Source organism: Bacillus sp. 9.4 (assembly GCF_055486415.1).
The window spans coordinates 323,739-348,256 of sequence record NZ_JBVFMU010000004.1; the positions used below are offsets into that span (position 1 = coordinate 323,739).

At 41.4% G+C, this 24,518-nt stretch carries 29 protein-coding genes and 1 pseudogene; 11 read left to right on the plus strand and 19 right to left on the minus strand.

What is annotated here, in order from left to right; genetic code table 11:
- Nucleotides 1–30: 30 nt before the first annotated feature.
- Together ACZ07B_RS17460 and ACZ07B_RS17465 are read right to left on the minus strand one after the other, a co-directional pair.
- Entirely contained in the window at nucleotides 31–693 is a 663-nt protein-coding gene (locus ACZ07B_RS17460) for an MBL fold metallo-hydrolase (RefSeq protein ID WP_445214660.1), read from the minus strand.
- 171 nt (nucleotides 694–864) lie between these two features.
- Nucleotides 865–1,317 carry a MarR family transcriptional regulator gene (locus tag ACZ07B_RS17465; protein WP_003226875.1) on the minus strand — a complete coding sequence of 151 codons (453 nt, stop codon included), beginning with the start codon at nucleotides 1,315–1,317 and terminating at the stop codon, nucleotides 865–867.
- A 119-nt stretch (nucleotides 1,318–1,436) separates the two neighbouring features.
- Between ACZ07B_RS17465 and ACZ07B_RS17470 the strand changes: the two genes are divergently transcribed.
- A complete protein-coding gene (locus ACZ07B_RS17470; protein ID WP_464877483.1) occupies nucleotides 1,437–1,877 on the plus strand; it encodes a GNAT family N-acetyltransferase in 441 nt (146 codons plus the stop codon).
- Nucleotide 1,878: 1 nt separating this feature from the next.
- Nucleotides 1,879–2,481, plus strand: a complete 603-nt coding sequence (locus ACZ07B_RS17475) for a YczE/YyaS/YitT family protein (RefSeq protein WP_042976971.1) — start codon at nucleotides 1,879–1,881, stop codon at nucleotides 2,479–2,481.
- Nucleotides 2,482–2,548: 67 nt separating this feature from the next.
- Here ACZ07B_RS17475 and satA read toward each other — a convergent pair whose 3' ends face one another.
- Nucleotides 2,549–3,070 carry a streptothricin N-acetyltransferase SatA gene (satA, locus tag ACZ07B_RS17480; RefSeq protein WP_003226870.1) on the minus strand — a complete coding sequence of 174 codons (522 nt, stop codon included), beginning with the start codon at nucleotides 3,068–3,070 and terminating at the stop codon, nucleotides 2,549–2,551.
- Between the two features lie 357 nt (nucleotides 3,071–3,427).
- Here satA and ACZ07B_RS17485 point away from each other — a divergent pair, with 357 nt between their 5' ends.
- The 3 genes and pseudogenes from ACZ07B_RS17485 to ACZ07B_RS17495 form a co-directional block, all read left to right on the plus strand.
- Entirely contained in the window at nucleotides 3,428–3,784 is a 357-nt protein-coding gene (locus ACZ07B_RS17485) for an MmcQ/YjbR family DNA-binding protein (RefSeq protein ID WP_326225321.1), read from the plus strand.
- 159 nt (nucleotides 3,785–3,943) lie between these two features.
- Nucleotides 3,944–4,510, plus strand: a complete 567-nt coding sequence (locus tag ACZ07B_RS17490) for a dihydrofolate reductase family protein (protein WP_021481097.1) — start codon at nucleotides 3,944–3,946, stop codon at nucleotides 4,508–4,510.
- 253 nt (nucleotides 4,511–4,763) lie between these two features.
- A pseudogene (locus tag ACZ07B_RS17495) lies at nucleotides 4,764–4,923 on the plus strand (DUF255 domain-containing protein); the annotation flags it as partial.
- 105 nt (nucleotides 4,924–5,028) lie between these two features.
- On the opposite strand, the gene tet(L) reads toward ACZ07B_RS17495, so the two are convergent.
- Both tet(L) and ACZ07B_RS17505 read right to left on the minus strand, forming a co-directional pair.
- On the minus strand, nucleotides 5,029–6,405 hold the full coding sequence (gene tet(L), locus ACZ07B_RS17500) for a tetracycline efflux MFS transporter Tet(L) (protein WP_464877484.1): 1,377 nt from the start codon (nucleotides 6,403–6,405) through the stop codon (nucleotides 5,029–5,031).
- Between the two features lie 33 nt (nucleotides 6,406–6,438).
- On the minus strand, nucleotides 6,439–6,501 hold the full coding sequence (locus tag ACZ07B_RS17505) for a tetracycline resistance efflux system leader peptide (protein ID WP_106489641.1): 63 nt from the start codon (nucleotides 6,499–6,501) through the stop codon (nucleotides 6,439–6,441).
- A 253-nt stretch (nucleotides 6,502–6,754) separates the two neighbouring features.
- Here ACZ07B_RS17505 and ACZ07B_RS17510 point away from each other — a divergent pair, with 253 nt between their 5' ends.
- The 4 genes from ACZ07B_RS17510 to ACZ07B_RS17525 all read left to right on the plus strand — a co-directional run bounded on the left by ACZ07B_RS17510 (nucleotide 6,755) and on the right by ACZ07B_RS17525 (nucleotide 10,615).
- The gene (locus tag ACZ07B_RS17510; protein ID WP_430650527.1) at nucleotides 6,755–6,994 is read left to right on the plus strand and encodes a DUF255 domain-containing protein; all 240 of its coding nucleotides are present in this window, start codon (nucleotides 6,755–6,757) and stop codon (nucleotides 6,992–6,994) included.
- A 149-nt stretch (nucleotides 6,995–7,143) separates the two neighbouring features.
- The gene (locus ACZ07B_RS17515; protein ID WP_010886646.1) at nucleotides 7,144–7,560 is read left to right on the plus strand and encodes a MerR family transcriptional regulator; all 417 of its coding nucleotides are present in this window, start codon (nucleotides 7,144–7,146) and stop codon (nucleotides 7,558–7,560) included.
- On the plus strand, nucleotides 7,557–8,474 hold the full coding sequence (locus tag ACZ07B_RS17520; RefSeq protein WP_003242776.1) for a DMT family transporter: 918 nt from the start codon (nucleotides 7,557–7,559) through the stop codon (nucleotides 8,472–8,474). The genes ACZ07B_RS17515 and ACZ07B_RS17520 overlap by 4 nt, the downstream gene beginning before the upstream one ends.
- A gap of 71 nt (nucleotides 8,475–8,545) precedes the next feature.
- Complete coding sequence (locus ACZ07B_RS17525; RefSeq protein ID WP_464877485.1) at nucleotides 8,546–10,615, plus strand: thioredoxin domain-containing protein; 2,070 nt, start codon at nucleotides 8,546–8,548, stop codon at nucleotides 10,613–10,615.
- On the opposite strand, the gene ACZ07B_RS17530 is transcribed toward ACZ07B_RS17525, so the two are convergent.
- Complete coding sequence (locus ACZ07B_RS17530) at nucleotides 10,612–11,511, minus strand: lysostaphin resistance A-like protein (RefSeq protein ID WP_464877486.1); 900 nt, start codon at nucleotides 11,509–11,511, stop codon at nucleotides 10,612–10,614. The two genes, ACZ07B_RS17525 and ACZ07B_RS17530, sit on opposite strands and share 4 nt — an antisense overlap.
- Nucleotides 11,512–11,737: 226 nt before the next feature.
- On the opposite strand from ACZ07B_RS17530, the gene ACZ07B_RS17535 reads away from it, so the two are divergent.
- Nucleotides 11,738–13,093 carry an MFS transporter gene (locus ACZ07B_RS17535; protein WP_406901474.1) on the plus strand — a complete coding sequence of 452 codons (1,356 nt, stop codon included), beginning with the start codon at nucleotides 11,738–11,740 and terminating at the stop codon, nucleotides 13,091–13,093.
- Nucleotides 13,094–13,126: 33 nt separating this feature from the next.
- Here the strand turns inward: ACZ07B_RS17535 and ACZ07B_RS17540 are convergent, their stop codons facing one another.
- From ACZ07B_RS17540 to ACZ07B_RS17590, 11 genes are all read right to left on the minus strand, one after another.
- Nucleotides 13,127–13,681, minus strand: coding sequence for a sugar O-acetyltransferase (locus ACZ07B_RS17540; protein ID WP_032722825.1), 555 nt, complete (start codon nucleotides 13,679–13,681; stop codon nucleotides 13,127–13,129).
- Nucleotides 13,682–13,698: 17 nt separating this feature from the next.
- Entirely contained in the window at nucleotides 13,699–14,079 is a 381-nt protein-coding gene (locus ACZ07B_RS17545) for a VOC family protein (RefSeq protein ID WP_029726089.1), read from the minus strand.
- Between the two features lie 55 nt (nucleotides 14,080–14,134).
- Nucleotides 14,135–15,070, minus strand: coding sequence for a transcriptional regulator CcpB (gene ccpB, locus ACZ07B_RS17550; protein ID WP_327845770.1), 936 nt, complete (start codon nucleotides 15,068–15,070; stop codon nucleotides 14,135–14,137).
- A 59-nt stretch (nucleotides 15,071–15,129) separates the two neighbouring features.
- Nucleotides 15,130–15,888 carry an exodeoxyribonuclease III gene (xth, locus tag ACZ07B_RS17555; protein ID WP_003226843.1) on the minus strand — a complete coding sequence of 253 codons (759 nt, stop codon included), beginning with the start codon at nucleotides 15,886–15,888 and terminating at the stop codon, nucleotides 15,130–15,132.
- Between the two features lie 64 nt (nucleotides 15,889–15,952).
- Nucleotides 15,953–16,192 (minus strand): 30S ribosomal protein S18, encoded by a 240-nt coding sequence (gene rpsR, locus ACZ07B_RS17560; protein ID WP_003219224.1) that lies wholly within the window; start codon nucleotides 16,190–16,192, stop codon nucleotides 15,953–15,955.
- A 43-nt stretch (nucleotides 16,193–16,235) separates the two neighbouring features.
- Nucleotides 16,236–16,754 carry a single-stranded DNA-binding protein SsbA gene (ssbA, locus tag ACZ07B_RS17565; protein ID WP_003219228.1) on the minus strand — a complete coding sequence of 173 codons (519 nt, stop codon included), beginning with the start codon at nucleotides 16,752–16,754 and terminating at the stop codon, nucleotides 16,236–16,238.
- A 40-nt stretch (nucleotides 16,755–16,794) separates the two neighbouring features.
- Nucleotides 16,795–17,082, minus strand: coding sequence for a 30S ribosomal protein S6 (gene rpsF / locus ACZ07B_RS17570; protein WP_024571351.1), 288 nt, complete (start codon nucleotides 17,080–17,082; stop codon nucleotides 16,795–16,797).
- A 110-nt stretch (nucleotides 17,083–17,192) separates the two neighbouring features.
- Nucleotides 17,193–18,293, minus strand: coding sequence for a redox-regulated ATPase YchF (gene ychF, locus ACZ07B_RS17575; protein WP_003242727.1), 1,101 nt, complete (start codon nucleotides 18,291–18,293; stop codon nucleotides 17,193–17,195).
- 126 nt (nucleotides 18,294–18,419) lie between these two features.
- Nucleotides 18,420–20,423, minus strand: coding sequence for a molybdopterin-dependent oxidoreductase (locus tag ACZ07B_RS17580; RefSeq protein ID WP_406901471.1), 2,004 nt, complete (start codon nucleotides 20,421–20,423; stop codon nucleotides 18,420–18,422).
- Between the two features lie 50 nt (nucleotides 20,424–20,473).
- Entirely contained in the window at nucleotides 20,474–20,680 is a 207-nt protein-coding gene (locus ACZ07B_RS17585; protein WP_003226838.1) for a DUF951 domain-containing protein, read from the minus strand.
- 93 nt (nucleotides 20,681–20,773) lie between these two features.
- Nucleotides 20,774–21,790 (minus strand): YkvI family membrane protein, encoded by a 1,017-nt coding sequence (locus ACZ07B_RS17590; protein ID WP_010886647.1) that lies wholly within the window; start codon nucleotides 21,788–21,790, stop codon nucleotides 20,774–20,776.
- Nucleotides 21,791–22,230: 440 nt separating this feature from the next.
- Here ACZ07B_RS17590 and yyaC point away from each other — a divergent pair, with 440 nt between their 5' ends.
- The gene (gene yyaC, locus ACZ07B_RS17595; protein ID WP_003243890.1) at nucleotides 22,231–22,848 is read left to right on the plus strand and encodes a spore protease YyaC; all 618 of its coding nucleotides are present in this window, start codon (nucleotides 22,231–22,233) and stop codon (nucleotides 22,846–22,848) included.
- A gap of 38 nt (nucleotides 22,849–22,886) precedes the next feature.
- Here yyaC and spo0J read toward each other — a convergent pair whose 3' ends face one another.
- Both spo0J and soj read right to left on the minus strand, forming a co-directional pair.
- A complete protein-coding gene (gene spo0J / locus ACZ07B_RS17600; protein WP_003226832.1) occupies nucleotides 22,887–23,735 on the minus strand; it encodes a stage 0 sporulation protein Spo0J in 849 nt (282 codons plus the stop codon).
- Nucleotides 23,728–24,489, minus strand: coding sequence for a sporulation initiation inhibitor protein Soj (gene soj / locus ACZ07B_RS17605; RefSeq protein WP_003219244.1), 762 nt, complete (start codon nucleotides 24,487–24,489; stop codon nucleotides 23,728–23,730). Before soj ends, spo0J begins: the two co-directional genes overlap by 8 nt.
- Nucleotides 24,490–24,518: the final 29 nt, after the last annotated feature.

Sequence of the window (24,518 nt, forward strand, 5' to 3'; positions counted from 1 at the left end):
AGAATTTTCAGCTTATGTTTTTGACTTCCATTAATCCCTATACCTTACCACATAGTTTTTATACAATTCTTCGTTATAAAGAATTTCTTCGCCATGTGAAGAGCAAATGAGCGTTGGTTTGATTTGATCTATGATTGAGCCGCTATCGATGTTCTCATTTATATCAACACTGAATCTTCTTATAGGTGGGTGTAAATCCTCCTTACTTGTGATAAAAAGGTCGCCCGTTAATAGCGTACGATCGATTTTATGATAATACACGACATGCCCCGGAGAATGGCCAGGTGTTAAATAGTATTTCAGAGGCAGGTGAGCAAGCGTTTGCTCCGTCAGCGGCTGGACAATATGGGCTACCCCTGTGTTCTCCACTTCATTTTTGTTCGGATAAGGCGCTTCTCCATTGATATATATAAGTTCTTTCCGGTGGGCATAAATCGGAATATCAAATCTCTCTAACCATTTTGATGCACCTCCGATATGATCACTGTGGCCATGGGTAAGCAAAATGGCTTTTGGATTGCCGATCGCTAACGCTGCCCTAATTTGAGCATCAGCAAAACGTTCTATTCCCGTATCAACAATATAAACATCATCACCATCTTTGATAAACCAGGTATGAACCGGAATACGAAGAGGCACATCAAGCTCAAATTCACATTGATAGACATGTTCTGATAGTTGTCTCAAGTTCACGCAAACCATCTCCTTTGGAAATTTTTTGATAGTTTTAAAGAAAACAGAAGTGAACGGACCATTTTCCAGGCAGTTTATCTTGAAAATGGTCCCACACTCCAGCAGACTGGTATTCTTGAGAAGGAGACGCCGATTTTCGCCAGCATCATCTCAACTTGTAAACATTGTCCATTAATAATCCCTTTTGTTCCCCTTCTTCACATATTCCCAATCACGTTCTATATTCTTCCTCACTCTATGAAGGAGTGCAGAAATTGTTTCCTTTTCCTCTGAAGTAAAACCGGACAAGGCCACTTCCGTGGAATGTTCTCCTTCTCTTCTTAACAATGGATATACCTTTTTCCCTTTCTCAGTCGGGAACAGTTTTTTTATTTTTTTATTTTGCTCATCTGGCAGTTTTTGAATAAATCCCTGCATTTCCAGTTTCTTAATGGCCCGCGCGGCCGTTGTCCGGTCCACCTTTATCATTTCCGCCAATTTTTCTTGAATAATTCCCGGATTCTCGTATATACGTACGAGATAGAGATACTGCCCTCTTGTTAAGTCCAAATCTTTAAATTCGATGTTGCTTATGGAATCCAACGCTCTTGCTATCATGCCGATCTCACGCAAAATATCATTCATTCCTAAAACCCCTCACGTATTTTTGTTGCAATTACAACAAAAATGTTTTAACCTTACTATTATAAGACCACATGCATGCTGTACAGTCCAGACTAATATCAGAAAAGGATTGATTCATAATGAATATAAAAAGAATAACAACTGAAGCTGATTTACATGAAGCTTTAAATATTAGAAAAACGGTTTTCATTGAGGAGCAACATGTATCGGAATCCGAAGAGTTCGATGAATTTGATACGCTCCAGGAACAATGCCAGCATGTCTTGGTATATCATGAGAATCAGCCTGTCGGCACGGGCCGTGTGCGCATCGTTGACCATACAGCAAAGCTGGAAAGAATCTGCATCCTAAAACCTTACCGTAAGTATGGATTGGGAAAAGTCATCGTAAGCGGGTTAGAAAAAATCATAAAAGAAAAAGGACTGACTGCATGTAAGCTGCATGGTCAAACACAAGCAGCAGGCTTTTATCAAAAACTGGGCTACCAGATTTCTTCACAGGAATTTATGGAAGACGGCATCCCTCACGTCCTGATGACAAAAGACATATCGCGGATTTAACATGAAATATATTTTTTACGGATTAGGCATACTCATATTAAGTTTGGGCATTTCCTTAACCATACAATCAGGACTGGGCACATCACCCTTCGATGCCCTTTTGGTGGGTCTGTCAAAAGAAGTCGGACTTACCGTAGGAAGCTGGGAGGTCCTTATTTCTGTGATCCTCTTAATCTGCAACGCTATATTAACGAGAAAAAAACCTATTTTGCTGGGCTTGATTACAGCATTCATTACTGGAATAGGCATTGATCTTTGGTTGTTTGTTGTAAAAAACACCCTCTATCTAAACGCGTTGTTAAGCAAACTGATTTGTTTCGGAATTGGTTTGGTGCTCATCGGTCTTGGAACAGCCATCTATCTTCAGACGAAATTCGCATCAACACCCATCGATCATTTAACACTTATTATCCGAGATCTCTCCAAAAGAACAATCTTGTTTTCAAGAACATTGGTATACGCTCTTTTCTTAGTATTAGCCATCATCTTTAAAGGCCCTATCGGCATCGGAACCCTATTAACCGTCTGTTTAGGAGGAATGATCCTTCACGTTTTTATGCCTATTGTGGAAAAACAATTCTTATCAAAAAAAAGAAGGGGTTAAAAAACCTCTTCTTTGAAAAAACGAAACGCAAAACAAGCTACGTTTCGTTCAATAATTTTATGATAAATTAAAATTTATAGTACCAAAAAATCGCAATTTCATTTGCTGTTGGAAGGTTGGAATAAAGCATCGTATCAACTGCACCTATTATAAAGTGATGTTTGGCATAAAAACGACAAGCTGAAACATTAATATCTTGTGTTTCAAGCATAAGACCACAAAAGCGATTCTCCTTTGCCCACTCAATCGCTTTATGTAATAATGCTGTTCCAACGCCTTTTTGTCTATAGTCTTTTGCAACGGCAATGTCCTCTATTAGTGCATACCCATTCCAGTTAGAACGAATCTTAATCCGGCCGATGCAGTTGTTTTCAACATAATATAAAAAGACAACCTTCCCTTCATCTTCAATATAACTAACATCCATTTCATCATCTTCATATTGTTTAAAATAAGGTTCAGAAAATCGTTCCTCAGTATATGTCCAAACACCGTTTTCAAAAGCAGGTATCATTCTCCCAAAAACAACGAAAGGTTCATTTGGTTTATTGAAATCTTTCAAATTCATTTGAGCCATTTTCTTGATCATATCAATCCCCTCCTAAACGAGATTATATTAGCATACTCGTTTCGATCAAGAACAGCATCCATTACCTTTTATATATAGCGATTTTTCTATTTCACTGTCTTAATGGGGTATTTCAACAGAGGCTTGTGGTACAGTAAAAAGGAATAGATGATCCCGTGCCTACTAACAATAATAGATTCATCAATATGAAAAAGCATACTTCCTTCAACCCGCCCAATCTTGTTGAATGGTACCCGTGGGGATTAGAAGCATTAGATATAACTCTGCCATTGGTGACATGTCCAAAAGACTACCAAAGATCCGTTGACCTTTGTTTTTTCTATGAAAGAATGAGAGCGAATAAAGGAGTGATTGAGTATGTTAACAAGAGAAGATATCTTTAAACACGTCAAAGAAAAATACGGTACATCGCCTGATTACCCGTGGGAGAAATACCCAAACTATGCTTCTTTGAGACATACATCAAACAAAAAATGGTACGGTCTTATCATGAATGTTCTCCCAGAAAAATTAGGCTTGGATGGTCATGGCGAAATAGATATTCTAAATCTAAAATGTCCCCCTGAAATAAGTGATAGCTTAAGAAACGGGGAAAATATCTTACCCGGATATCATATGGATAAGGAACATTGGATTTCAATTGTTTTAGAACGGACAGATCCAGGAGGCGAAATCTATAACTTAATCGAGCAGAGCTTTCATTTAACCAAGTGAAGATAAAGAGTGTTCCGGCTAATCAAGCTGCGAAGAGTAGTGGGCACTTTCATTTTAGGATACTGTTCTTCACTCTGTCCACAAACGCAACTTAGTTCATCTGGTGCGAGAGTGGGAGAAGAATTTCAACCAACTTCTTATGGAAAAGGATGAATAGTTGTGACAAATAACTTAAAACAGAGAAGAATCATTTTAGATTTAGCGGTTACTTTAGATGGTTTTATTGAAGGGAAAAATGGAGAAGTTGATTGGTGTATTATGGACCCTGATATGGGGTTTACTGATTTTTTAAATCAAATTGATACTATTTTATATGGCAGAAAAAGCTACGATTTATGGGGACAATATATTCCAAAAAATGAAGACCCTGATACAGAAAAGGAACTTTGGAAATTGGTTCATAGTAAAAAGAAATATGTTTTTTCCAGAACACAAAATGAGATTGATAATCAAGCCATATTTATAAATGATAATATCCTTGAAGAAGTAAATAAATTGAAGAAAAATCCTGGTAAAGACATCTGGCTATATGGTGGAGCGAGTCTCATTACAACTTTTATAAATTTGGGGCTTGTTGATGAATTTAGATTATCTATTCACCCTGTTGTTTTGGGAGAAGGAAAACCGTTGTTTATTGATGTAAAACAGAGGATAAATTTAAAAATGGTGAATACAAGAACATTTTCCTCTGGCGTTGTGCAAATCGTTTATCATTGGAATGGCTAAAAAAATCTTTCCCTCCAAAATATACATTGTAAGGTAACACTCGACAGTTATTTTTCTTATTGAACTAAAGGGGGAATCCAATGGGTTCTCCTTAATACTATTGAATTATCAACATCAAATTTTAACAAAGCTAAAAATATCCATTCTCTTGTATTAAAAGTAAAGAAGACTGGAAAGGACGCATTAACATAATTAAACATTATAGTATATTTCATTCTCCCTCTTTTAAGTAAATCGGCTAAGAGGTGATCCTATGCCCACTAACAATAAACCCAATAGATTAATCGCTGAGAAGTCTACTTATTTTACTTCAACATGCTCATAACCCTGTGGACTGGTTCCCTTGGGGAGAAGAAGCATATGAAAAAGCGAAACGCGAAAACAAGCCTGTTCTCGTATCTATTGGGTATAGCTAACGATGGCTAATCTAAAGAACATGCTATTGATGCCATGTTTATTCATTTTACAAAAAAGGATCAACCTTGGATTACTTTCACAAGATTGATCCTTTCACTCATTTAGCGATGCCTCCGCGAACGTTTATATACATTCAAGATTACTAGCCAACAAATAACAATGGTTCCTGCAAAAAGTATGAGCATATTGCTATACAAATAGGTAGAGTGATCAACGTCAATAGGCAGCAGCCTATGGTCTAAGAAGCCGATAGATAATAAACCGCCTACAATCGCAATACCCGTTCCCTCTGATAAAAAGCTCGTGAAATTAAGCAAACTCATTCCAGCGCCCGCTTCCTTTTCTTTCAAACTGCTAGACACAACTGTAGATATAACTGTTTTTGTGAAAGATAGACCCCCAAAAACAAAAATTACTATAATTGTCATGATCCATGGTGCTGCATCTATAAAAAAGGCAGCGATTAAAAAACCGGAAGAAAGCAATGCACTTCCAATAGTTAGTACATACAAGGAACCTTTCCGATCAACAAGCAATCCCCCAATGTAACCGAAGATGATGACACTCATTGTTCCGGGGAAAATAATGCCGCTTCCAATTGCTGCAGTACTTAAATGGTGAACATCTTTCATCATGTAAGGGATCATAGAGACAAATCCTGCTACTGTACCAAATATTAGTCCTCCGTAAAGGGTTCCAATCACAAAAAAGACGTTTTTCCCTAATTCAGGGTCAACAAAAGGGTCCTGAGCTTTCCTAATGTGTTTTACAAATATGAAGAAAGCAAGAATACTGATGATCAAAAAAGAAAATCTATAAGATGTTGTAAACAGCATAAAAAATAAGATACCTGCAGACATCAATATAATCCCTGCCATATCAATGTGTCCTCTTATTCTCTTTTCCTTTTTCAACAATTTTATAAGAAATGGAACGGTGATAATTGTTGCAGTTGGAATAAGCAGCAAATACGACCAATGGATATAATGAGCAACCATTCCCCCAATAGCTGGTCCAACACCTTCTCCCATTGCTACTAAGGACCCGATCAGGCCAAATGCTTTCCCCCTGTTCTCTTTTGGAATATAGCGCGAAACGACAACCATCACAAGAGCTGGGAATGCGGCTGCACCAATCCCTTGAATAAACCGGGCTAGAATGAGTATAGAAAAGAAAGAGTGTCCAACAAATCCAATGATCGACCCAAAGCCATTTACCATAATCCCAAATAGAAGCAGCTTTTTAATGCCCAGCTGATCCGATAACTTTCCATATAGAGCTGTTCCAATGGAGAAGGTTAACATAAAGGCAGTATTCACCCAGTTTGCACTTGCTGGCAGTTTATTAAAATCGTTGGCGATATCAGGTAATGAGACGTTCAGAACCATTTCATTTAATACGCTGAAAAATGATAGAACACAAAGCCAAATCAAAACTTGATTGTGCCGTAAAGTTGACTGTGAATAAGACGTATTCACAATTTCCCCTCCATTAATGAGGGCAGACGCAGTTTATAGGGCCATTGATACGCTTCCCTCTTTTAATTGTACCCTGTTCATTTTATTGCACTTCATAATAACTCCCCCTACATTTGATTGATATGATCTTATTATATATAGACTAAGGTTTAAACTTTTACTTTTTTTTATAAAAATTTGAAGAGATTGCGAAACAAGGAAAAACGTTATTCGCATTTATCTCAAGTGGCAAAATGAAACATTAGTTTATATTTTCACATCACAATTATCGATAAGCAGTCAGTTATTGTATTTGTTTAGGATAACTGTGGTAACCTGAATATAACCAACTTAGGAAGAAGGTGATCCCATGCCAAACAAAAGTAAACCCAATAGATTAATCGCTGAGAAGTCTCCATATTTACTCCAACACGCCCACAACCCTGTGGACTGGTTCCCTTGGGGAGAAGAAGCATTTGAAAAAGCAAAACGCGAAAACAAGCCGGTTCTGGTCAGCATCGGTTATTCGACGACTTGTCATTGGTGGCCTGGGATAATCAAATCGTGTGGAACTCCATTAAAAGATAACAGAAGCCATTTTAAACGATAATACTATTTGTTCAAACAATACAGTCTACCTTTTATGTCATTCATTTTTAAAACCTGTAATCCGTAACCATGCGGTAGCAGGTTTTTTTATTTGCTTGACTTAGAGTTAACTCTAAATTGTAAACTAACTTTAATTAAATGAGAGGGATGATGTTGTTGTATTCCATTAGTAAAGCTGCTGAGAAGACTAGTATTAGTTCGTATACATTAAGATATTACGAAAAGATTGGGTTACTTCCACCACCAAAACGAAAAAACAGTGGAAGGCGTTTTTATACGGAGACTGATATTCAGTTCATGTTATTCCTGAAAAGTTTAAAGGAAACAGGTATGTCTTTGGAGGATATTAATGAGTTTGTCAAAGACGGATGCATTTTGGAAAAAATCAATTCGGATGTTAAATCGGCACAACTCTCCCCATCTATAAATAAACGTATTGAGATTTTAACCAAGCACTTAGAGAAAATGGAAATTAAAAAAAGGGAGCTGGAAGAAGTGATTTCTACTACAAAAGGAAAACTGGATACATATTATTCAATTTTGAAAGAGGAAGTGGAAAACAAATGAAACATTTAAATATATACATAATGTTACTTGGCTTCTCTATTTTCACGGGAGCTACTTTTAATCTTGCAAAATATACAGTTGGATATTTTTCTCCATCGTCTTCTGCGGCATGGCGTTTCGGTTTAGCGGCTGCAGTGATGCTCATCATTTTGATTTTTACTGAAGGTATAAAGAAGAGTCAATTACGGAAAAACGCCGTTTCATACATTGTTCTTGGAATTATAGGAATCTTTGGATTTAATGCCTTGTTTTTTGTTGGTTTAAAATATACATCTCCCGTTAACGGAGCATTAATAATGGGGCTGAATCCTTTATTAACAGCAATTCTCGCTCGAATTATCTTAAAGGACAACATGACAAAAAAACAAGTACTCGGCATATTCTTTGCATTCATCGGTGTATTGTTAGTCATTACACAAGGTTCTATCGAAACCATTAAAACCTTATCAATTTCAGGAGGAGACTTAATAATCTTTACAGGTAACGTTTGTTGGGCACTTTATGGCGTACTTGGACGTCGGTTTGTAAAGGATGGTACACCGCTATCTACAACCACTTATACGATGGTTATTGGTGCTGTTAGTTTAATAGTAGTTTCCTTATTTACATCCAAACCTGTTTCTTTATCGAACATCCCGATTGGAGTTTGGGGGGCAATTGCTTTTATGGCTTTCTTTACAAGTGTTTTGGGTTACCTATGGTGGAATCAGGGGATTAAAGAGATTGGGGCTAGTAAAACATCTTTATTTTTCAACCTTGTTCCCGTTGTAACGATGATTATTTCATTTGCCGTTGGAACACCAATAAAGGTATTTCAAGTTATTGGGGCTGTGTTAGTTATATTAGGCGTTTTAACCGCTTCGGGGGTAATACGTATTCCTAAGTACAATACTAAAGAACAGTCAGCTATATAAAGAAATAGGGATTATTTTTGAGAAAATGTGTTAAGTTAAATATACACTAATTATAGGAAGAAGGTGATCCCATGCCAAACAAAAGTAAACCCAATAGATTAATCAATGAGAAATCACCATACTTACTCCAACACGCCCACAACCCTGTGGACTGGTACCCTTGGGGAGAAGAAGCATTTGAAAAAGCAAAACGCGAAAACAAGCCGGTTCTGGTCAGCATCGGTTATTCGACTTGCCATTGGTGCCACGTGATGGCTCACGAAAGCTTTGAAGACGAAGAAATCGCGCGTCTTCTCAATGAACGGTTTGTGGCGATTAAAGTCGACCGGGAAGAGCGGCCGGATGTGGATTCTGTTTATATGAGAATATGCCAGCTGATGACCGGGCAGGGCGGCTGGCCGCTGAATGTGTTTATCACGCCTGATCAGAAGCCGTTTTACGCGGGTACATATTTTCCAAAGACGAGCAAATTCAATCGTCCCGGTTTTGTTGATGTGCTTGAGCATCTGTCTGAGACGTTTGCGAACGACCGTGAGCATGTCGAGGATATTGCGGAGAACGCCGCTAAACATTTGCAGACCAAAACAGCCGCCAAATCAGGCGAAGGCCTTAGCGAGTCAGCGATTTCCCTGACATTCCAGCAGCTTGCCAGCGGGTTTGATACGATCTACGGCGGTTTCGGGCAGGCACCGAAATTTCCGATGCCCCATATGCTGATGTATTTGCTTCGTTATCATCACAATACGGGGCAGGATAACCCTTTATACAACGTGACGAAAACGCTGGACAGCATGGCGAATGGCGGCATTTACGATCATATCGGCTATGGGTTCGCCCGCTATTCGACCGATGACGAGTGGCTCGTTCCCCACTTTGAAAAAATGCTGTACGACAATGCGCTGCTGCTAACCGCTTATACCGAAGCCTACCAGGTCACGCAAAACAGCCGCTATAAAGAGATTTGTGAGCAGATCATTACGTTCATTCAGAGGGAAATGACTCATGAAGACGGAAGCTTTTTCTCTGCTTTAGACGCGGATACAGAAGGAGAAGAAGGAAAGTACTACGTGTGGTCAAAGGAAGAAATTCTGAAAACGCTCGGGGACGATCTCGGAACGCTGTATTGCCAAGTGTATGACATCACTGAAGAAGGAAACTTTGAAGGCAAAAATATTCCTAACCTCATTCACACAAAGTGGGAACAAATCAAAGCCGATGCCGGGTTAACCGAAAAAGAGCTCAGTCTCAAACTCGAAGACGCAAGACAGCAGCTCTTGAAGATACGCGAGGAAAGAACCTATCCGCATGTCGATGATAAAGTGCTCACCTCATGGAACGCGCTGATGATCGCGGGTTTTGCGAAAGCGGCAAAGGTATACCAGGAGCCGAAATATCTCAGCCTAGCGAAAGACGCCATCACATTTATTGAAAACAAATTAATCATCGACGGCCGTGTGATGGTCCGATATCGTGATGGCGAAGTGAAAAACAAAGGCTTTATCGACGATTATGCTTTTCTCCTATGGGCCTATCTCGATCTCTATGAAGCTTCGTTTGATCTATCTTTTTTACAAAAAGCGAAGAAACTAACAGACGATATGATCAGCTTATTTTGGGATGAGGAGCATGGCGGATTCTACTTCACCGGACACGATGCAGAAGCCTTAATCGTACGGGAAAAAGAAGTGTACGACGGCGCCGTGCCTTCAGGAAACAGTGTGGCAGCTGTTCAGCTGCTGCGTCTCGGGCAAGTCACAGGCGACTTATCACTGATCGAAAAAGCGGAAACAATGTTTTCCGTGTTCAAGCCAGACATAGAAGCGTATCCGAGCGGCCATGCTTTCTTTATGCAAAGTGTGTTAAGGCATCTGATGCCTAAAAAAGAAATCGTGATTTTTGGCAGCGCAGACGATCCAGCCAGAAAACAAATTATAGCGGAGCTTCAAAAAGCCTTTAAGCCCAACGACTCCATTCTGGTGGCAGAGCAGCCTGAGCAATGCAAAGACATTGCGCCATTTGCAGCAGACTACCGCATCATAGACGGCAAAACAACCGTTTATATTTGTGAAAACTTCGCCTGCCAGCAGCCGACAACAAATATTGAAGAAGCGATCCACACATTAATAAGCAGCAGGGATTAAGACCCTTGCTGCTTACTTTTTGATTTCTTATGGTACCATAAAGCGATCCCCGCAAACACAAGGTTGACCGCTATCGTAAAGAAAGCCTCCCACATCGGGTTCCCCCGCGTAACGGTAAACAGAGAAGGAATTCTTCCATACACACTGTTTTTTTCTGTAATAAACATACACAAAAACATATTATTCGCGGCATGGGCGCCAAGTGATATTTCGATGCTTCCAGTTTTAATCGTGTAATACGTCCACACAAACCCAAATGTTAAGTACTCAATTCCTGCCCAGACAGCGCCATTGTTCATTTCTGGATTCGCAAAATGCAATACGCCAAACAATCCTCCGACAATCAGTGTCAAAAATAGAGGATTTTTCGTCAATCTCCCGAAAGCTTGAAGCAAAAATCCCCTGAAAAATAGTTCCTCAGCTGATGTCTGAATCGGAACCAAAATGAGGGCAGCCGCTAGCAGCCAGATAAATCGTGATGCATTAAACTCTTGCATTGAATAGCTATCAGGATGAATCACAAAATCAATCAATTGTACGGCGATCATTAGCAAGAAATAAGCAATAAAACCAAAGGAAATTCTCCGCCAATTCATCTTTGAATTTGGTGTTATCACCGTTCGGAAAGGCCGCTTCAAAATAAAGCGCACAGCCAGCCAAACTCCCGGAATGGCGAATAAATAAATCACATGGGACAAATAAAGATCTACGAGAGGATCACTCAACACAGCTTCATCCAAATCAAACGTGATATTGGGATTCACAATAACCGTGAACAGTATAGCGAAAAGGTAAGCTATATTCCCGAATACATATAACCCTACCATCACCAAAAAAGCGAAAAAATATCTCCACAATGTATTGTTTCCTTCTATAGGACGGATAAATGAATTCATTCCTTCTATGTCTCTTCCTTTCAATGAGAATATTACTATATATTTGCATAAATTGGTCTATGAATCTACTGTTTTGGAAATCTTTTAAGCAAAATTAAAATATAAAGTGTGAATTTAGTTCTTCCATCTAGTGATTTGAACTCTGTTGCCAATGAACCAAGATACTTATAATAGTCCCAAGAGGGGAATTTTCAGTCTTTTCTTACTACTTAAAAGGGGGTTTTTTATGAATACGATCTTCAAACAAAAGAATACACATCCTTTCTCAAACGTAGCGAATCGTTTAGACCGCCTTCCGATTTCACGCGTTCATTTCCAAGTGTTAACCGCTCTCGGCATTGTTTATTTCTTTGATCTCGCAGATTTATTTACCCTCAGCAATGTAGCGCCGGCACTGATTGAACATTGGGGCATCCCGCTTTCAACTATTGCTAACGTAACGGCTGCTTCGTTTTTAGGCATGTTTTTAGGCGCTTCACTGGGCGGACGGCTGTCCGATCGAATCGGCCGCAAAAAAGCCTTAAATCTATTTGTCTTTGTTTTCTCAATCGCATCGCTATGCAATGCTGCGGCATGGGACATTCCATCTTTAATGACATTCCGTTTTCTCACCGGATTTGGCGTTGCAGCCGCCATGGTCATTACGAATAGCTATTTGGCGGAATTTTTCCCTTCAAGTGTACGTGGAAAATATATTTCTTTTTGTGCCATGATTGGATTGATCGGGGTTCCGATCACCAACATTGTGTCTGCCTTTGTCATTCCTCTTGGTTCATGGGGATGGAGGCTAGTATTTGTATGGGGTGCCGTCGGCCTTATTTATTTTTTCTTCATCCGCCGTCTGGAAGAGTCACCTCGCTGGCACGAAAATCGCGGGGAATATGCGAAAGCCGATGCGATCCTCAACCGAATTGAGGAACAGGTTGAAAAGGAGAAAGGCCCGCTTCCGGCAGCATCCCAGCCTAAAGTAAGCGAAACTGTTAAGCAGCATGCAGGTTACGCAGGCTTATTGAAAGGCAGAAACCTTAAAATCACCATCGTATTATCTGCTGTATGGATTTTTGAAACGTTTGGGTTTTACGGATTTGCTTCATGGGTTCCAAGCCTGCTAAAAAGCAATGGCGTAACCATGGAAAATACATTATGGTATAACGTATTGCATTCCGTCGGCGCTCCACTTGGCGCACTGCTCGGCTCCATGATTTCCGAAAGATTTCAAAGAAAATGGATTTTAGCTGCGAGTGCGTTTCTGACGGCCATCGCCGGGCTCTTATATGGTATGACTTTTATTCCCATCATGATCATTGTATTTGGTTTTATCGTGAATATCACAGAACGGGTCTTTACCTCGAACTTATACGCCTATACATCTGAACCTTATCCGACTGAATACCGCTCGTCTGGCAGCGGTTTAGCCTATGGTCTTGGCCGTTTTTCAAACATTTTTGGCTCATTGCTTGTCGGATTTATTGCCGTTCAGCTCGGCTATATCAGCGTCTTCTTATTTATTGGGGGCTGCTGGCTCGCATGCTCCTTGCTGTTAATCTTCTTCGGTCCTAATACGAATGCAAAACAGATTTAAAAAAGTCAGTGCGGATCTGCCGCACTGATCTCATTACAATTGCTTCAAAATCCTCGCGGGGTTTCCGCCTACAACAGTATTAGCGGGTACATCCTTAGTGACAACAGATCCAGAAGCAATCACTGCGTTATCACCGATTGTCACTCCCGGGTTAATCACCGCCCGGCCTCCAATCCAAACTTGATCTCCAATTGTCACAGGCTTACCGAACTCCTTCCCGGATTTCCTTTCGATCGGATCAAGAGGATGACCTGCCGTGTAGATATGTACACCTGGCGCAATCAAACAATGACGGCCGATACGCACCTCACACACATCTAAAATGACACAGTCAAAATTAACAAATGTATGATCTCCGATATGAATGTGATAGCCATAATCACAGCGGAATGTCGGCAAAATCGTGACTTGATCCCCAACCGAACCGAGCAGCTCCTTCAAAAGCTCCGTCCGCACTGCATCATCTTCCGGTGTTTCGTTGTATTGTCTAATCAGCTGTCTCGCATGTTTGCGTTCTAGTAATAGTTGTTGATCTTCCGAATTGTATAATTCTCCGGCTGCCATTTTTTCTTTTTCTGTCCTCAGCATTTAAGTCACTCCAGATGTCAGATTGTAATCTCGATCAAATTTCCTTCATCATCCTCAATCACGCTTTCATAGTAGCCGTCTCCTGTTGTCCTCGGGCCGTTTACTACTGCGAAACCATCCGCCTTCAATCGATCAGTCAGTTCGTCAACTTTCTCCCGGCTCCCAACGGAAAAGGCAATATGTGCCCAGCCTGTCATTGTTTGTGAGGGCGGATCGGTCACATTCCCTTTTTTCATAATTTCCAGCCTTGCTCCGGAATCAAACGTAATAAAATAAGACTTAAAATCTTTTTTCTCATTATGATACAAATCATTCGCTTCGCCATTAAAATACGTTTCATAAAAAGACTTCATTCGCTCTAAATCATTGACCCAGACCGCTGTATGTTCAATCTGCATTTCTTCCTCCTCCTTCGCCTTCAATGAAGTTATAAGGTATGAAATGCATTTCAGTTCAAGCTTTTTTCTTAAATTTATGCTGAATTTTGATATCAGCGGGTTCATCCTTCAAAAATAGAGAAAATGCTGCGATGCCGAGCTGCTCAAGGTTCAAATCAAGCGACGGAAAACCAAGAACACGGCTGATAGAAGTATTCCCCTCGCCTATGATTTCAACATCCCAATTATTCTTTTTGGCAAATAGATGAATTCCAGCTGCCACTTCATCGCTATTTGCATAAATAGCAGTCGGAACCCGTCCGCTCATATAAAAATGTTCAGCTGCCAGCTCACCATCATTCATATCGTTGCACCCGGACAGCATATGGCGGTCTTCCAACCTTCCGCAGACAGCTTTATAGGCCCCAGCTTTATCAGCCGTGCTCGGGCTCCTATCAGCTTCTCTGACACACGTAAAAGCAATATTCTCATGTCCGCGGCTCTTTAAATAGCGAAAACTCTCTGCATAAGCAGCTTTTCTGTCATTAAAAGCACAAGGGACATCAATGTCTCCGGTATCCTCACAAGCGATGATCGGCCCATATTCCCGATAAGCTAAAATGCTGTCCCAATGATTGGCGCGGGAAGTAATGATGAGACCGTCTATTTTCTTCGTTCTTAACAGCTCTAAATATTTGATTTCAATAGCGGGGTTATAATTGGTGGGGAGGAGGGTCGTTGCATACTCATGCTGAAAAGCCGCCTTGGTGATTCCGTTAACGATTTTATCAAAGCAGGGATGATCGCTATAAGGCAGAATCACACCGACCGTATGGGTTTTCCCGCGAATGAGATCGATTGCGGTTCGATTTGGTGTATAATCCAAATCCTTCATGACTTGTTGAACAAGCTTTCTCTTTTCTTCAGACACATACGGATGATGATTCAATACACGCGAGACAGTCGAAACAGATACATTTGCCAGTCTTGCGATCTCTTTTATATTTGCCATCTCTTTCTCCTTTTTCATATAAAAAAAGCAGTAAGTGTAAAATCCTTACTGCTATCTCATCATATATTGATGATAAGTTCAACAGGACAATGGTCGGAACCCATGACATCCGCTGATATGCTGGCATCTTCAATCTGTTCCTTGAGTCTTTCAGAAACAACAAAATAATCAATCCGCCATCCAATATTTCTGTCCCGGGCGCCGGCACGATACGACCACCAGGAATAAGCGCCTTCAAGATCAGGATAAACATGACGAAAAGAATCAACAAAGCCAGCTTCTAAGAAACGAGTGAATGCCCCTCTTTCTTGATCTGAAAATCCAGCGTTATTCCGGTTCGCCTTTGGATTTTTCAAATCAATCTCCTGATGGGCTACATTCAAATCACCGCATAAAATCACTGGTTTTTTCTGATCCAATTCAAGAATATAAGACAATAAAGCCTCTTCCCATTGCATGCGGTAATCAATCCGCTCTAATCCCCTTCTGGAATTGGGCGTGTAAACAGTCATCACAAACACGTTTTCAAATTCCAGCGTAATCACTCTGCCTTCTTGGTCATGCTCTTCTACTCCGATACCGTAGATGACCTGCAGCGGTTCTTGCTTAGAAAAAACAGCTGTGCCGGAATATCCTTTTTTCACTGCATAATTCCAATACACATGATAGCCTTCAGGCTGGAGATCAACCTGGCCGTCCTGTATCTTCGTTTCCTGAAGACATATAATATCTGCATCCTCTTCTTTCAAATAAGAGAGGAAATCCATTTTTCTCATCACAGCCCGCAGGCCGTTTACATTCCATGAAATCAACTTCATGTTTCATCCTCCCCCCTATAAAAAAGAGCAAGAACCCGAAGGTCCTTGCTCTTTACGTATCAGCTTACTCACCGCTTACGTATGGAAGTAAAGCCATTTGACGTGCGCGTTTGATCGCTGCAGTCAATTTACGTTGGTATTTAGCGTTTGTTCCAGTTACACGACGTGGTAAAATTTTACCGCGCTCAGAAACAAACTTTTTAAGAAGATCTACATCTTTGTAGTCGATGTGCGTGATACCGTTAGAAGTGAAATAACACACTTTACGGCGTTTCGCACGACCGCCTCTGCGTCCTCCTGCCATTGTCATTTCCCTCCTTTCTTTTTCATTTTAGGCGATAATCACATTAGAATGGAAGATCATCATCCGAGATGTCAATCGGTTTGCCGTCGTTGGCAAATGGGTCATCATTAAAGCTGTTCCCCTGATTGCGTCTCTGGTTGTTTTGATTTCCCCCAAATGGATTATCATTTTGGCCTCCGCCAAAGTACTGGCCTCCGCCGCTGTTTCCTTCGTTGTATCCACCTGAACCAGAACCGCCGCCGTTTTTCGGCTCAAGAAATTGAACACTTTCAGCTTGGACCTCTGTCACGAAGACACGCTGTCCTTGCTGGTTTTCATAGTTTCTTGTTTGTAAACGGCCATCTACGCCTGCAAGGCTTCCTTTTTTCAAGAAGTTTGCAACGTTTTCGGCTTGTCTTCTCCAAGTGACACAATTAATGAAATCGGCCTCACGTTCTCCGGACTGGTTCGTAAATGTACGATTCACAGCAAGAGTAAACGTAGCAACAGCCGCACCGTTTGGCGTATAACGAAGCTCTGGGTCTTTTGTCAGTCTTCCGACTAATACAACTCGGTTAAGCATAAGAAAGACCACCTTTTACCATTATATATTTCAAAATTGCTTATTCTTCTTCTTTAACAACAATGTGGCGAATGATATCGTCACTGATCTTAGCTAGACGGTCAAATTCTTGAACTGCCGCAGCGTCAGCTTGAACGTTTAAGATTTGGTAGAAACCGTCGCGGAAATCATTGATTTCGTAAGCAAGACGACGTTTACCCCAATCCTTTGTTCCAGTGATCTCCGCACCGTTAGAAGTCAGAACGTTGTTGAAACGCTCGATAACTGCTTTTTTAGACTCTTCGTCAATGTTTGGGCGGATAATGTACATAACTTCGTACTTTCTCATCTGTTTGCACCTCCTTTTGGACTAAGCGGCCCATAATGGGCAAGGAGCAATAATTCTATTACTCACAATTTTATATTATACCAAAGCTCTTGTCCCTTTACAACTGCATCCTATACATTAAATCGGAAATGAATAACATCTCCGTCTTGGACCACATATTCTTTCCCTTCAAGGCGGACTTTTCCTGCCTCTTTAGCTCCTGCCATACCGCCGCCCGCAAGAAGATCCTCATAAGCAACTGTCTCAGCACGAATGAAGCCCCGCTCAAAGTCACTATGAATAATTCCTGCACACTCAGGGGCTTTCATGCCTTTTTTGAATGTCCAAGCTCTGACTTCCTGTTCTCCGGCTGTGAAATATGTTGCGAGGCCGAGAAGAGAGTAAGACGCTTTGATCAGCTGATCAAGACCTGATTCTTGAATGCCCAGCTCTTCCAAGAACATTTGCTTTTCTTCGCCTTCAAGCTCAGCAATTTCAGATTCGATTTTTGCACACACAACGATAACTTCTGCGTTTTCGCCGGCAGCGTACTCGCGAATCTTCGCTACATTTTCATTGCCAGATGGATCAGCAACTTCATCTTCACTTACGTTGGCCACGTACAAAATAGGCTTCGAAGTCAGTAGATGGAGCTGCTTCACAAGCTTTTGCTGCTCTTCAGTGAATTCTACAGATCGAGCAGGCTTTTCACTTTCAAACGCTTCTTTCAGTTTAGATAAAATCTCAAACTCAAATACAGCGTCTTTATCTTTTTGCTTCGCAAGCTTGCTGACGCGTGTAATCCGCTTTTCAACCGTTTCCATATCAGCGAGGATCAGCTCAAGGTTGATCGTTTCAATGTCATCAATCGGATCAACCTTTCCGGAAACGTGTGTAATGTTGTCATCCGAAAAAGCACGGACAACGTGGCAAATCGCGTCAACTTGGCGAATATGAGATAGGAACTTGTTGCCGAGTCCTTCTCCTTTAGATGCGCCCTTTACAATCCCTGCAATATCAGTGAATTCAAAAGCAGTCGGCACAGTCTTCTTCGGGTTGACCAGCTCAGTCAGCTTTTGCAGACGATCATCCGGCACCTCTACAATTCCCACGTTCGGATCAATTGTACAGAACGGGTAGTTGGCTGATTCGGCACCGGCCTGTGTAATTGCGTTAAATAGTGTTGATTTTCCGACGTTCGGCAAACCAACAATTCCAGCTGTTAAAGCCATTCTTTCATCTCCTCTATATAAAACCGTCATTGTATGAGCGTATTTTGAACCTAGAGCAATTATAAGGAGGTTCACTGGAAAAGACAAGCTGACAAAAAAGCATTTTCAGCCTGCCAATCCCTTTGATTATGCTTTTTTCAAGCCTACTAAACAGTCAAAAAGCGTACTTCCCATTCCATTATCAGAATTTGTATCATTTGTCAGTGCATTGACTGACCCTCCAAAAGCCGCCCACATGCCTTCATCTATATTAATCGTCTTCGCATGAGCCTGCTTCATCACTTTCACCTTGCCCTTCAAGCGTCCGCGGTCATTAAAGATGACAACCTCGTCTCCATCCTGAAGATTCTGCTCAGCCGCTATATCTGGAGAAATATCGACCTGAACGTGCTGAAGCTTTTCAATAAACGGCACATGCTGTGAATGGTTGGAACGCTGCGGATGAATGGATAACAGCGTATAAGGGTACTTTTCAGCTAACTCCTCATTATGGAAAACAGATTCTTCGGGCACATTTAATTGAAGCGAGCCGCTAAATCCCTTTTGCTCAGCTAGCGACGAAGTAAATTCAAATTTTCCACTCGGCGTCAAAAACTGATAATCATCCCACGGCACCTGTTTTACTGGAAGAGGGAGGTGGCCTTTTTCTTTTAAACGCTCAAGTGTCACATCCTCTGCTTCCAATGAGGAAAGCCCCATCTCTAAAAATTCTTGAGTGCTGTATTCAAACAGCTCGCCAAACCCAAGACGTTTTGCAAGCTCTGACCAGATCCAGCTGTCCGACTTCGCTTCACCCTGCGGCTCCACAATCTTCTTCCCGTACTGAACATAATGATGATACATACTGGAATAGTAGATATCTTCTTCTTCAAAAACAGTGGCAGTCGGCAAAACATAATCACATAGCTTTGCGGTATCCGTCATAATGGAATCAATCGCGACCGTCATTGGAACCTTTTCAAAAGCTTGTCTCACCTTATTTGTATTCGGCACCTGAGTCAGCGGATTTCCGCACGTCACAATAATCATCTCAATCGCAGGATCAGCAGCGGTCAACACTTCTTCAGCCTGCGTCATCATTGAAAAAGAACGTGATGTTGTTTTTAATTCCGGCAACGTCAGCTTTGTTTTTGCAAAGCTCTCGCCAATCTGGACATTTCCGAAATTCGCGCCGCCGCCCTTAATTCCGACATTTCCGCTTGCCGCAACGAGTGCATCAATCCAACGAATCGTTCCGCCGCCGTTTTTATATCGCTGCATGCCAAGCCCCATAAAAGTAGACACCGGACCATCAGCATACAAACCGGCCAGATACTCCAGCTCCTCCATAGAAGTTTCTGTTTTCACAATAAACTCTTCCAGAGAAACAGTTTTCAAAAGCTCTTTCACATCATCAAAACCGACAGAATGCTCAGAAATAAACGTTTCATCCGTTCTTCCCGTCTCAATCAGAACCTTCAAAACGGCTGCCGCAAGCCAGCCGTCCATTCCAGGCTTTACAGAGATATAGCGGTCAGCAAGCTTTGCAGTCGGGTTGAAGATCGGATCAATCACCGTAATCGTGGCGCCCTTCTTTTTCACCTGCTGCAAGTGATGGTATAAGTGCATATTTGTTCTGGATACATTTCTTCCCCACACAACAACATGCTTGCTGTTGTAAATATCAAGCGGGCCGTGACCGTACGAACGGCCAAAATCCCAGCTTTGCGCCTCGATGCCGGAGCCCCAGCATATGCTTCCGACGATTTCAGTCACGCCTCCATATCCATTAAAAAAACGCTGATCAAGCGCTTTTAACAGACCGTTATTCGCATAATCATGGCTGTGCAAAACAGCAGTCGTCTCCGACGTTTCCTTGATTTCCCGAAGTTTATCGGCAATTTCATCAAGTGCCTGCTCCCAAGAAATCCGCACAAACTCGCCATTTTGTTTTTTCATTGGATAGCGAAGCCGATCAGGAGAATTTGTTTTTGTCTCAAGCATTCTGCCGCGGCCGCAGATTTTACCTTCCGTAATCGGATGGTTTGGATCTCCGTCCACTTTTGTTACCTTTCCATCATCAACAGTCACCAAAAAGCCGCAGCTGTCCCAACAATTCAGCGGACATGCCGACTGATGCACTTTGCTCATCGCCGTCTTCTCCTTACCTTCTATATGAAAAAGCATGAGTGTCGGCCTATTTATGAAGTAGGCTCCTCATGCTTGACTAGTACTTTTTTTAGTTTTCTTTCAAATTCTCTTCTCGGAATCATAACACTGTGAGAGCATCCCTCACACTTAATTCGAATATCCATTCCCATGCGTATAATTTTCCAGCTGTTCGCTCCGCATGGATGCGGTTTTTTCATTTCTACGATATCATTCAGGCCAAAGTCTTTATCCGCCAAGACCCTTCACCTCTTTTCCTAAACTGCTGTATCTATTGTACAAAAAAACTGATCATAAGAGCAATCAAGATACCCGAAAAGAAATACATCCTCTTATTTCCATTTACTCAAAATAGGATATAAGAGCAGACAAACTAACAAATACAAATTGAGCATCCCATATATCGGATACAAGAACGCGATCAAATCAGAAAATCCGAAAGAAGTAAAAGGTACCATTAACACTAACAAAATCAACACAATCATCCATCTCGGCATATGAATAAACGCCATCAGCCGGCTGGACAGCCCCAGCAAACCAGCTACCGTCGTCGTGTAAATCGCCAGGCACAGCACCGCCGTCATACATAAAAAAAGGAAATAAGGCGCACCCTCCAGAACGGCAAACAGCGGTATTTCAAACTGAGAAAGGGAGCCCGCCAGCTCCACCAACGTTTCATTATAAACAAATGAGATCACGCCAAAAATAAGACCGCTTGCCACACTTGCGATTTTTGCTTCTCCGAGCCCTTTCATCTCTTTCCCAACAGAGGATAAAATCGCAACAACTGAAAGGATGTTTAAAGAGGTAAACGTAATGCTCGCAGGCCAGTTATACTGCTGGGACAAATCAATCGTCCACGTATGGTGATGTGTGCTCTGAAAGGAGATCAACGCATATAAAAGCCCCGCTACTAACACAGGAATCAAAATACTATTTATAGATAATATTCCTTTCACATCCCACAAAAACAAACACACTGTCACGATGCAAATCAGCGTGATTCCCCACCAGAAAGGAAGCTTGTACATTTGCAGGGTCACACCGCCTCCGGCAATCATCACCATAGTCGTCGAAAACAAATAAAAAATGATGAGGACATCATAAATTTTCGCCAGCCATGGCCCCATTAAATGCTCCAGAACCGGCAGAAAATGAGTGGATTGAACCTTAAAACTGATTTTCATCACAATATAAGACGAGAAAATGAACATAATTGTAAACAGCACAATAGCAAGTCCGCTTTCCGCCCCAAAAAACTGCCATATCTCCTGACCGCTCGCATATCCGGCCCCGATCAGGCTCCCTAATATGAGCAGCATCCACTTCATTCCGGCTCTCCACAACACTATCACCTCATAGACAAAGTTCAGCTTGTTCCCGTTATTGTTACTATATAAATAAAGGAAAGCAAAAATGCCATATTTTCATAGACATTTAAATACAAGGTGAAATTATCATACGAAATACACATAAAAAAAGACTGCTGATGGAGGCAGTCTAAAAATATATCATTTTGCAGTGGAATGAAGGAATGAACCTCATTAACCATTCCTATCTATAAAGTGTTTTGTAAGCAGACCGTAGCTTGATCATGATCGAGGCAATGGGGGACAATATTTATAATTCACCCACTAACCATTCATAATAACCTCTACTTTTTTAAAATCTCCGGTGTCATACACAAAGCATAAAAAACCGTACTGCTGGATATACTGTAAACAACCTTACATAACGAAACACACACCATAGCAATTCTGTTACCTACTATAACAAGGAAGTGAAACCCATGAATCGAAAAGGCGGGCTTTTTTCCTCTCAGGAACGAGTAAAGCAATATGTTTCACATACAGATGCTGCAGCGGCAAAACAAATCCAAACCATCCTTTCTTCATCCTTACGTAAAGCTGCCGGCAAACCAATTGTTGTGGTTTGTATCGGAACAGACCGTTCAACCGGTGATTCATTGGGCCCGCTCGTAGGAATGAAACTCAAACAGATGCAGCTCACCAGATTCCATGTCTACGGAACCTTATCTGACCCCGTCCATGCTGTGAACATGAAGGATAAAATCAATGACATTCATAAATTACATAAAAACCCATTTGTTATAGCAGTCGATGCATGCTTAGGCCGCGTTAAGAGTGTGGGTTCATTTCAAATCGGGGACGGGCCATTAAAGCCCGGAGCCGGTGTACAAAAAGACCTTCCTGAAGTGGGAGATCTTCATATTAACGGAATCGTGAATGTTAGCGGTTTCATGGAATATTTTGTATTGCAAAATACAAGACTCAACTTGGTCATGAATATGGCCAATGTTCTCGCGGAAGGATTGAGTTTAACAGATCGGACAGAGTGGAGGCAAGAACGCCTTAACCCGTTGCAAAGGCTCACTGGGCGCATATAAAACAAAAACCATCTTCGCTTGAAAGATGGTTTCTTCATTTACGATTCTCGTTCAGACAAAAGCTCTAAAATCCGGTCAAGGTCTTCATTAGAGAAAAATTCAATTTCGATTTTGCCTTTTTTCTTCTGTCTTTTAATATTAACTGTTGTTCCAAAATAATTTTGGAGATAGGATTCCCGTTCTTTTAGAACCGCATCTTTCACAGGTTCTTTTTTCTTTGTTTCACGTGGAACATTCTGATTCAACTGCTGAATCAGCTGCTCAAGCTGGCGAACATTGAGCTGCTCCGCAATCACTTTTTGTACCAGCGGTTCAAGCTTATTTTTGTTTTTTAAGCCAAGAAGCGTGCGTCCATGTCCCATAGAAAGCGTACCTTCGGCAATAAGCTGCTGAATATTTTCTGGCAGTGTCAGCAGTCTTAAATGATTCGCAATATGCGGTCTGCTTTTCCCAAGACGTTTGGCAAGCTGCTCTTGCGTGAGGTCTAAGTGTTTCAACAAGGAGTCATATGCCTGAGCCTCTTCAAGCGGAGATAAATCTTCACGCTGAAGGTTTTCTAATAAAGCAATTTCCCTCATTAACGCCTCTGATAATTCACGGACAATGGCCGGAACTGTATCTAAACCTGCCAGCTTTGCCGCTCGAAAACGCCGTTCACCCGCAACAATATCATAGCCTTTTAAAGATTTTCTGACGATAAGCGGCTGAAGAATGCCATGCTGCAGCACAGATTCTTTTAGTTCAGCTAATGCCTCGTCATCAAAGTGTTTTCTTGGCTGATAAGGATTAGGGCGTAAATCGGCAATTTTAATTTCTTCAACTGTCTCTTCAGACAAATCTACCTGATTAAATAACGCATTAATCCCTTTTCCAAGGCCTTTAGCCATTCGCAGCCACTTCCTTTGCTAAATCTAAATATACTTCCGCACCTCTTGACCGCGGATCGTATAAAATGATGGGTTTTCCGTGACTCGGTGCCTCACTCAGACGGACATTACGCGGAATAACTGTCTTATATACTTTATCCCTAAAATACTTTTTAACCTCTTCAATCACTTGAATGCCAAGGTTTGTCCGGGCATCAAGCATTGTCAGCAATACACCTTCAATCATTAAATCAGTATTCAAATGCTTTTGCACAAGACGTACTGTATTTAATAACTGGCTGAGCCCCTCCAAGGCATAATATTCGCACTGTACAGGAATCACAACGGAATCCGAGGCAGTAAGGGCGTTAATCGTCAGCAAGCCCAATGACGGCGGACAATCAATGATAATATAATCATAATTTTGCTTTACTGCTTCAAGCGCTCTCTTCAATCTCACTTCTCTTGATATTGTAGGAACCAGCTCGATCTCAGCCCCGGCAAGCTGAATCGTCGCAGGAATCACATCCAAGTTCTCTACTGTCGTTGCTTTAATAATATCTATTACATCTGCATCATCTACTAAAATATCGTACACACACTGCTCTACATCGGCTTTTTCAATCCCTAATCCGCTTGTCGCATTTCCCTGCGGATCAATATCTACCAGCAGAACCCTTTTCCCTATGTAAGCCAAACATGCCCCAAGGTTGACAGACGTCGTTGTTTTGCCGACCCCGCCTTTTTGGTTCGTAATTGCTATGATTTTTCCCACGATGTCACCTACTTTCACATGAACATGTA

Excerpts from the sequence above, each read along its gene's own strand:
- ACZ07B_RS17465 (WP_003226875.1), bottom strand. The coding sequence starts at position 1,317 with ATGAATGATATTTTGCGTGAGATCGGCATGATAGCAAGAGCGTTGGAT.
- ACZ07B_RS17470 (WP_464877483.1), top strand. The coding sequence starts at position 1,437 with ATGAATATAAAAAGAATAACAACTGAAGCTGATTTACATGAAGCTTTA.
- ACZ07B_RS17475 (WP_042976971.1), top strand. The coding sequence starts at position 1,879 with ATGAAATATATTTTTTACGGATTAGGCATACTCATATTAAGTTTGGGC.
- satA (WP_003226870.1), bottom strand. The coding sequence starts at position 3,070 with ATGATCAAGAAAATGGCTCAAATGAATTTGAAAGATTTCAATAAACCA.
- ACZ07B_RS17485 (WP_326225321.1), top strand. The coding sequence starts at position 3,428 with ATGTTAACAAGAGAAGATATCTTTAAACACGTCAAAGAAAAATACGGT.
- ACZ07B_RS17510 (WP_430650527.1), top strand. The coding sequence starts at position 6,755 with ATGCCAAACAAAAGTAAACCCAATAGATTAATCGCTGAGAAGTCTCCA.
- ACZ07B_RS17515 (WP_010886646.1), top strand. The coding sequence starts at position 7,144 with ATGTTGTTGTATTCCATTAGTAAAGCTGCTGAGAAGACTAGTATTAGT.
- ACZ07B_RS17520 (WP_003242776.1), top strand. The coding sequence starts at position 7,557 with ATGAAACATTTAAATATATACATAATGTTACTTGGCTTCTCTATTTTC.
- ACZ07B_RS17525 (WP_464877485.1), top strand. The coding sequence starts at position 8,546 with ATGCCAAACAAAAGTAAACCCAATAGATTAATCAATGAGAAATCACCA.
- ACZ07B_RS17530 (WP_464877486.1), bottom strand. The coding sequence starts at position 11,511 with ATGAATTCATTTATCCGTCCTATAGAAGGAAACAATACATTGTGGAGA.
- ACZ07B_RS17535 (WP_406901474.1), top strand. The coding sequence starts at position 11,738 with ATGAATACGATCTTCAAACAAAAGAATACACATCCTTTCTCAAACGTA.
- ACZ07B_RS17540 (WP_032722825.1), bottom strand. The coding sequence starts at position 13,681 with ATGCTGAGGACAGAAAAAGAAAAAATGGCAGCCGGAGAATTATACAAT.
- ACZ07B_RS17545 (WP_029726089.1), bottom strand. The coding sequence starts at position 14,079 with ATGCAGATTGAACATACAGCGGTCTGGGTCAATGATTTAGAGCGAATG.
- ccpB (WP_327845770.1), bottom strand. The coding sequence starts at position 15,070 with ATGGCAAATATAAAAGAGATCGCAAGACTGGCAAATGTATCTGTTTCG.
- xth (WP_003226843.1), bottom strand. The coding sequence starts at position 15,888 with ATGAAGTTGATTTCATGGAATGTAAACGGCCTGCGGGCTGTGATGAGA.
- rpsR (WP_003219224.1), bottom strand. The coding sequence starts at position 16,192 with ATGGCAGGAGGACGCAGAGGCGGTCGTGCGAAACGCCGTAAAGTGTGT.
- ssbA (WP_003219228.1), bottom strand. The coding sequence starts at position 16,754 with ATGCTTAACCGAGTTGTATTAGTCGGAAGACTGACAAAAGACCCAGAG.
- rpsF (WP_024571351.1), bottom strand. The coding sequence starts at position 17,082 with ATGAGAAAGTACGAAGTTATGTACATTATCCGCCCAAACATTGACGAA.
- ychF (WP_003242727.1), bottom strand. The coding sequence starts at position 18,293 with ATGGCTTTAACAGCTGGAATTGTTGGTTTGCCGAACGTCGGAAAATCA.
- ACZ07B_RS17580 (WP_406901471.1), bottom strand. The coding sequence starts at position 20,423 with ATGAGCAAAGTGCATCAGTCGGCATGTCCGCTGAATTGTTGGGACAGC.
- yyaC (WP_003243890.1), top strand. The coding sequence starts at position 22,231 with ATGAATCGAAAAGGCGGGCTTTTTTCCTCTCAGGAACGAGTAAAGCAA.
- spo0J (WP_003226832.1), bottom strand. The coding sequence starts at position 23,735 with ATGGCTAAAGGCCTTGGAAAAGGGATTAATGCGTTATTTAATCAGGTA.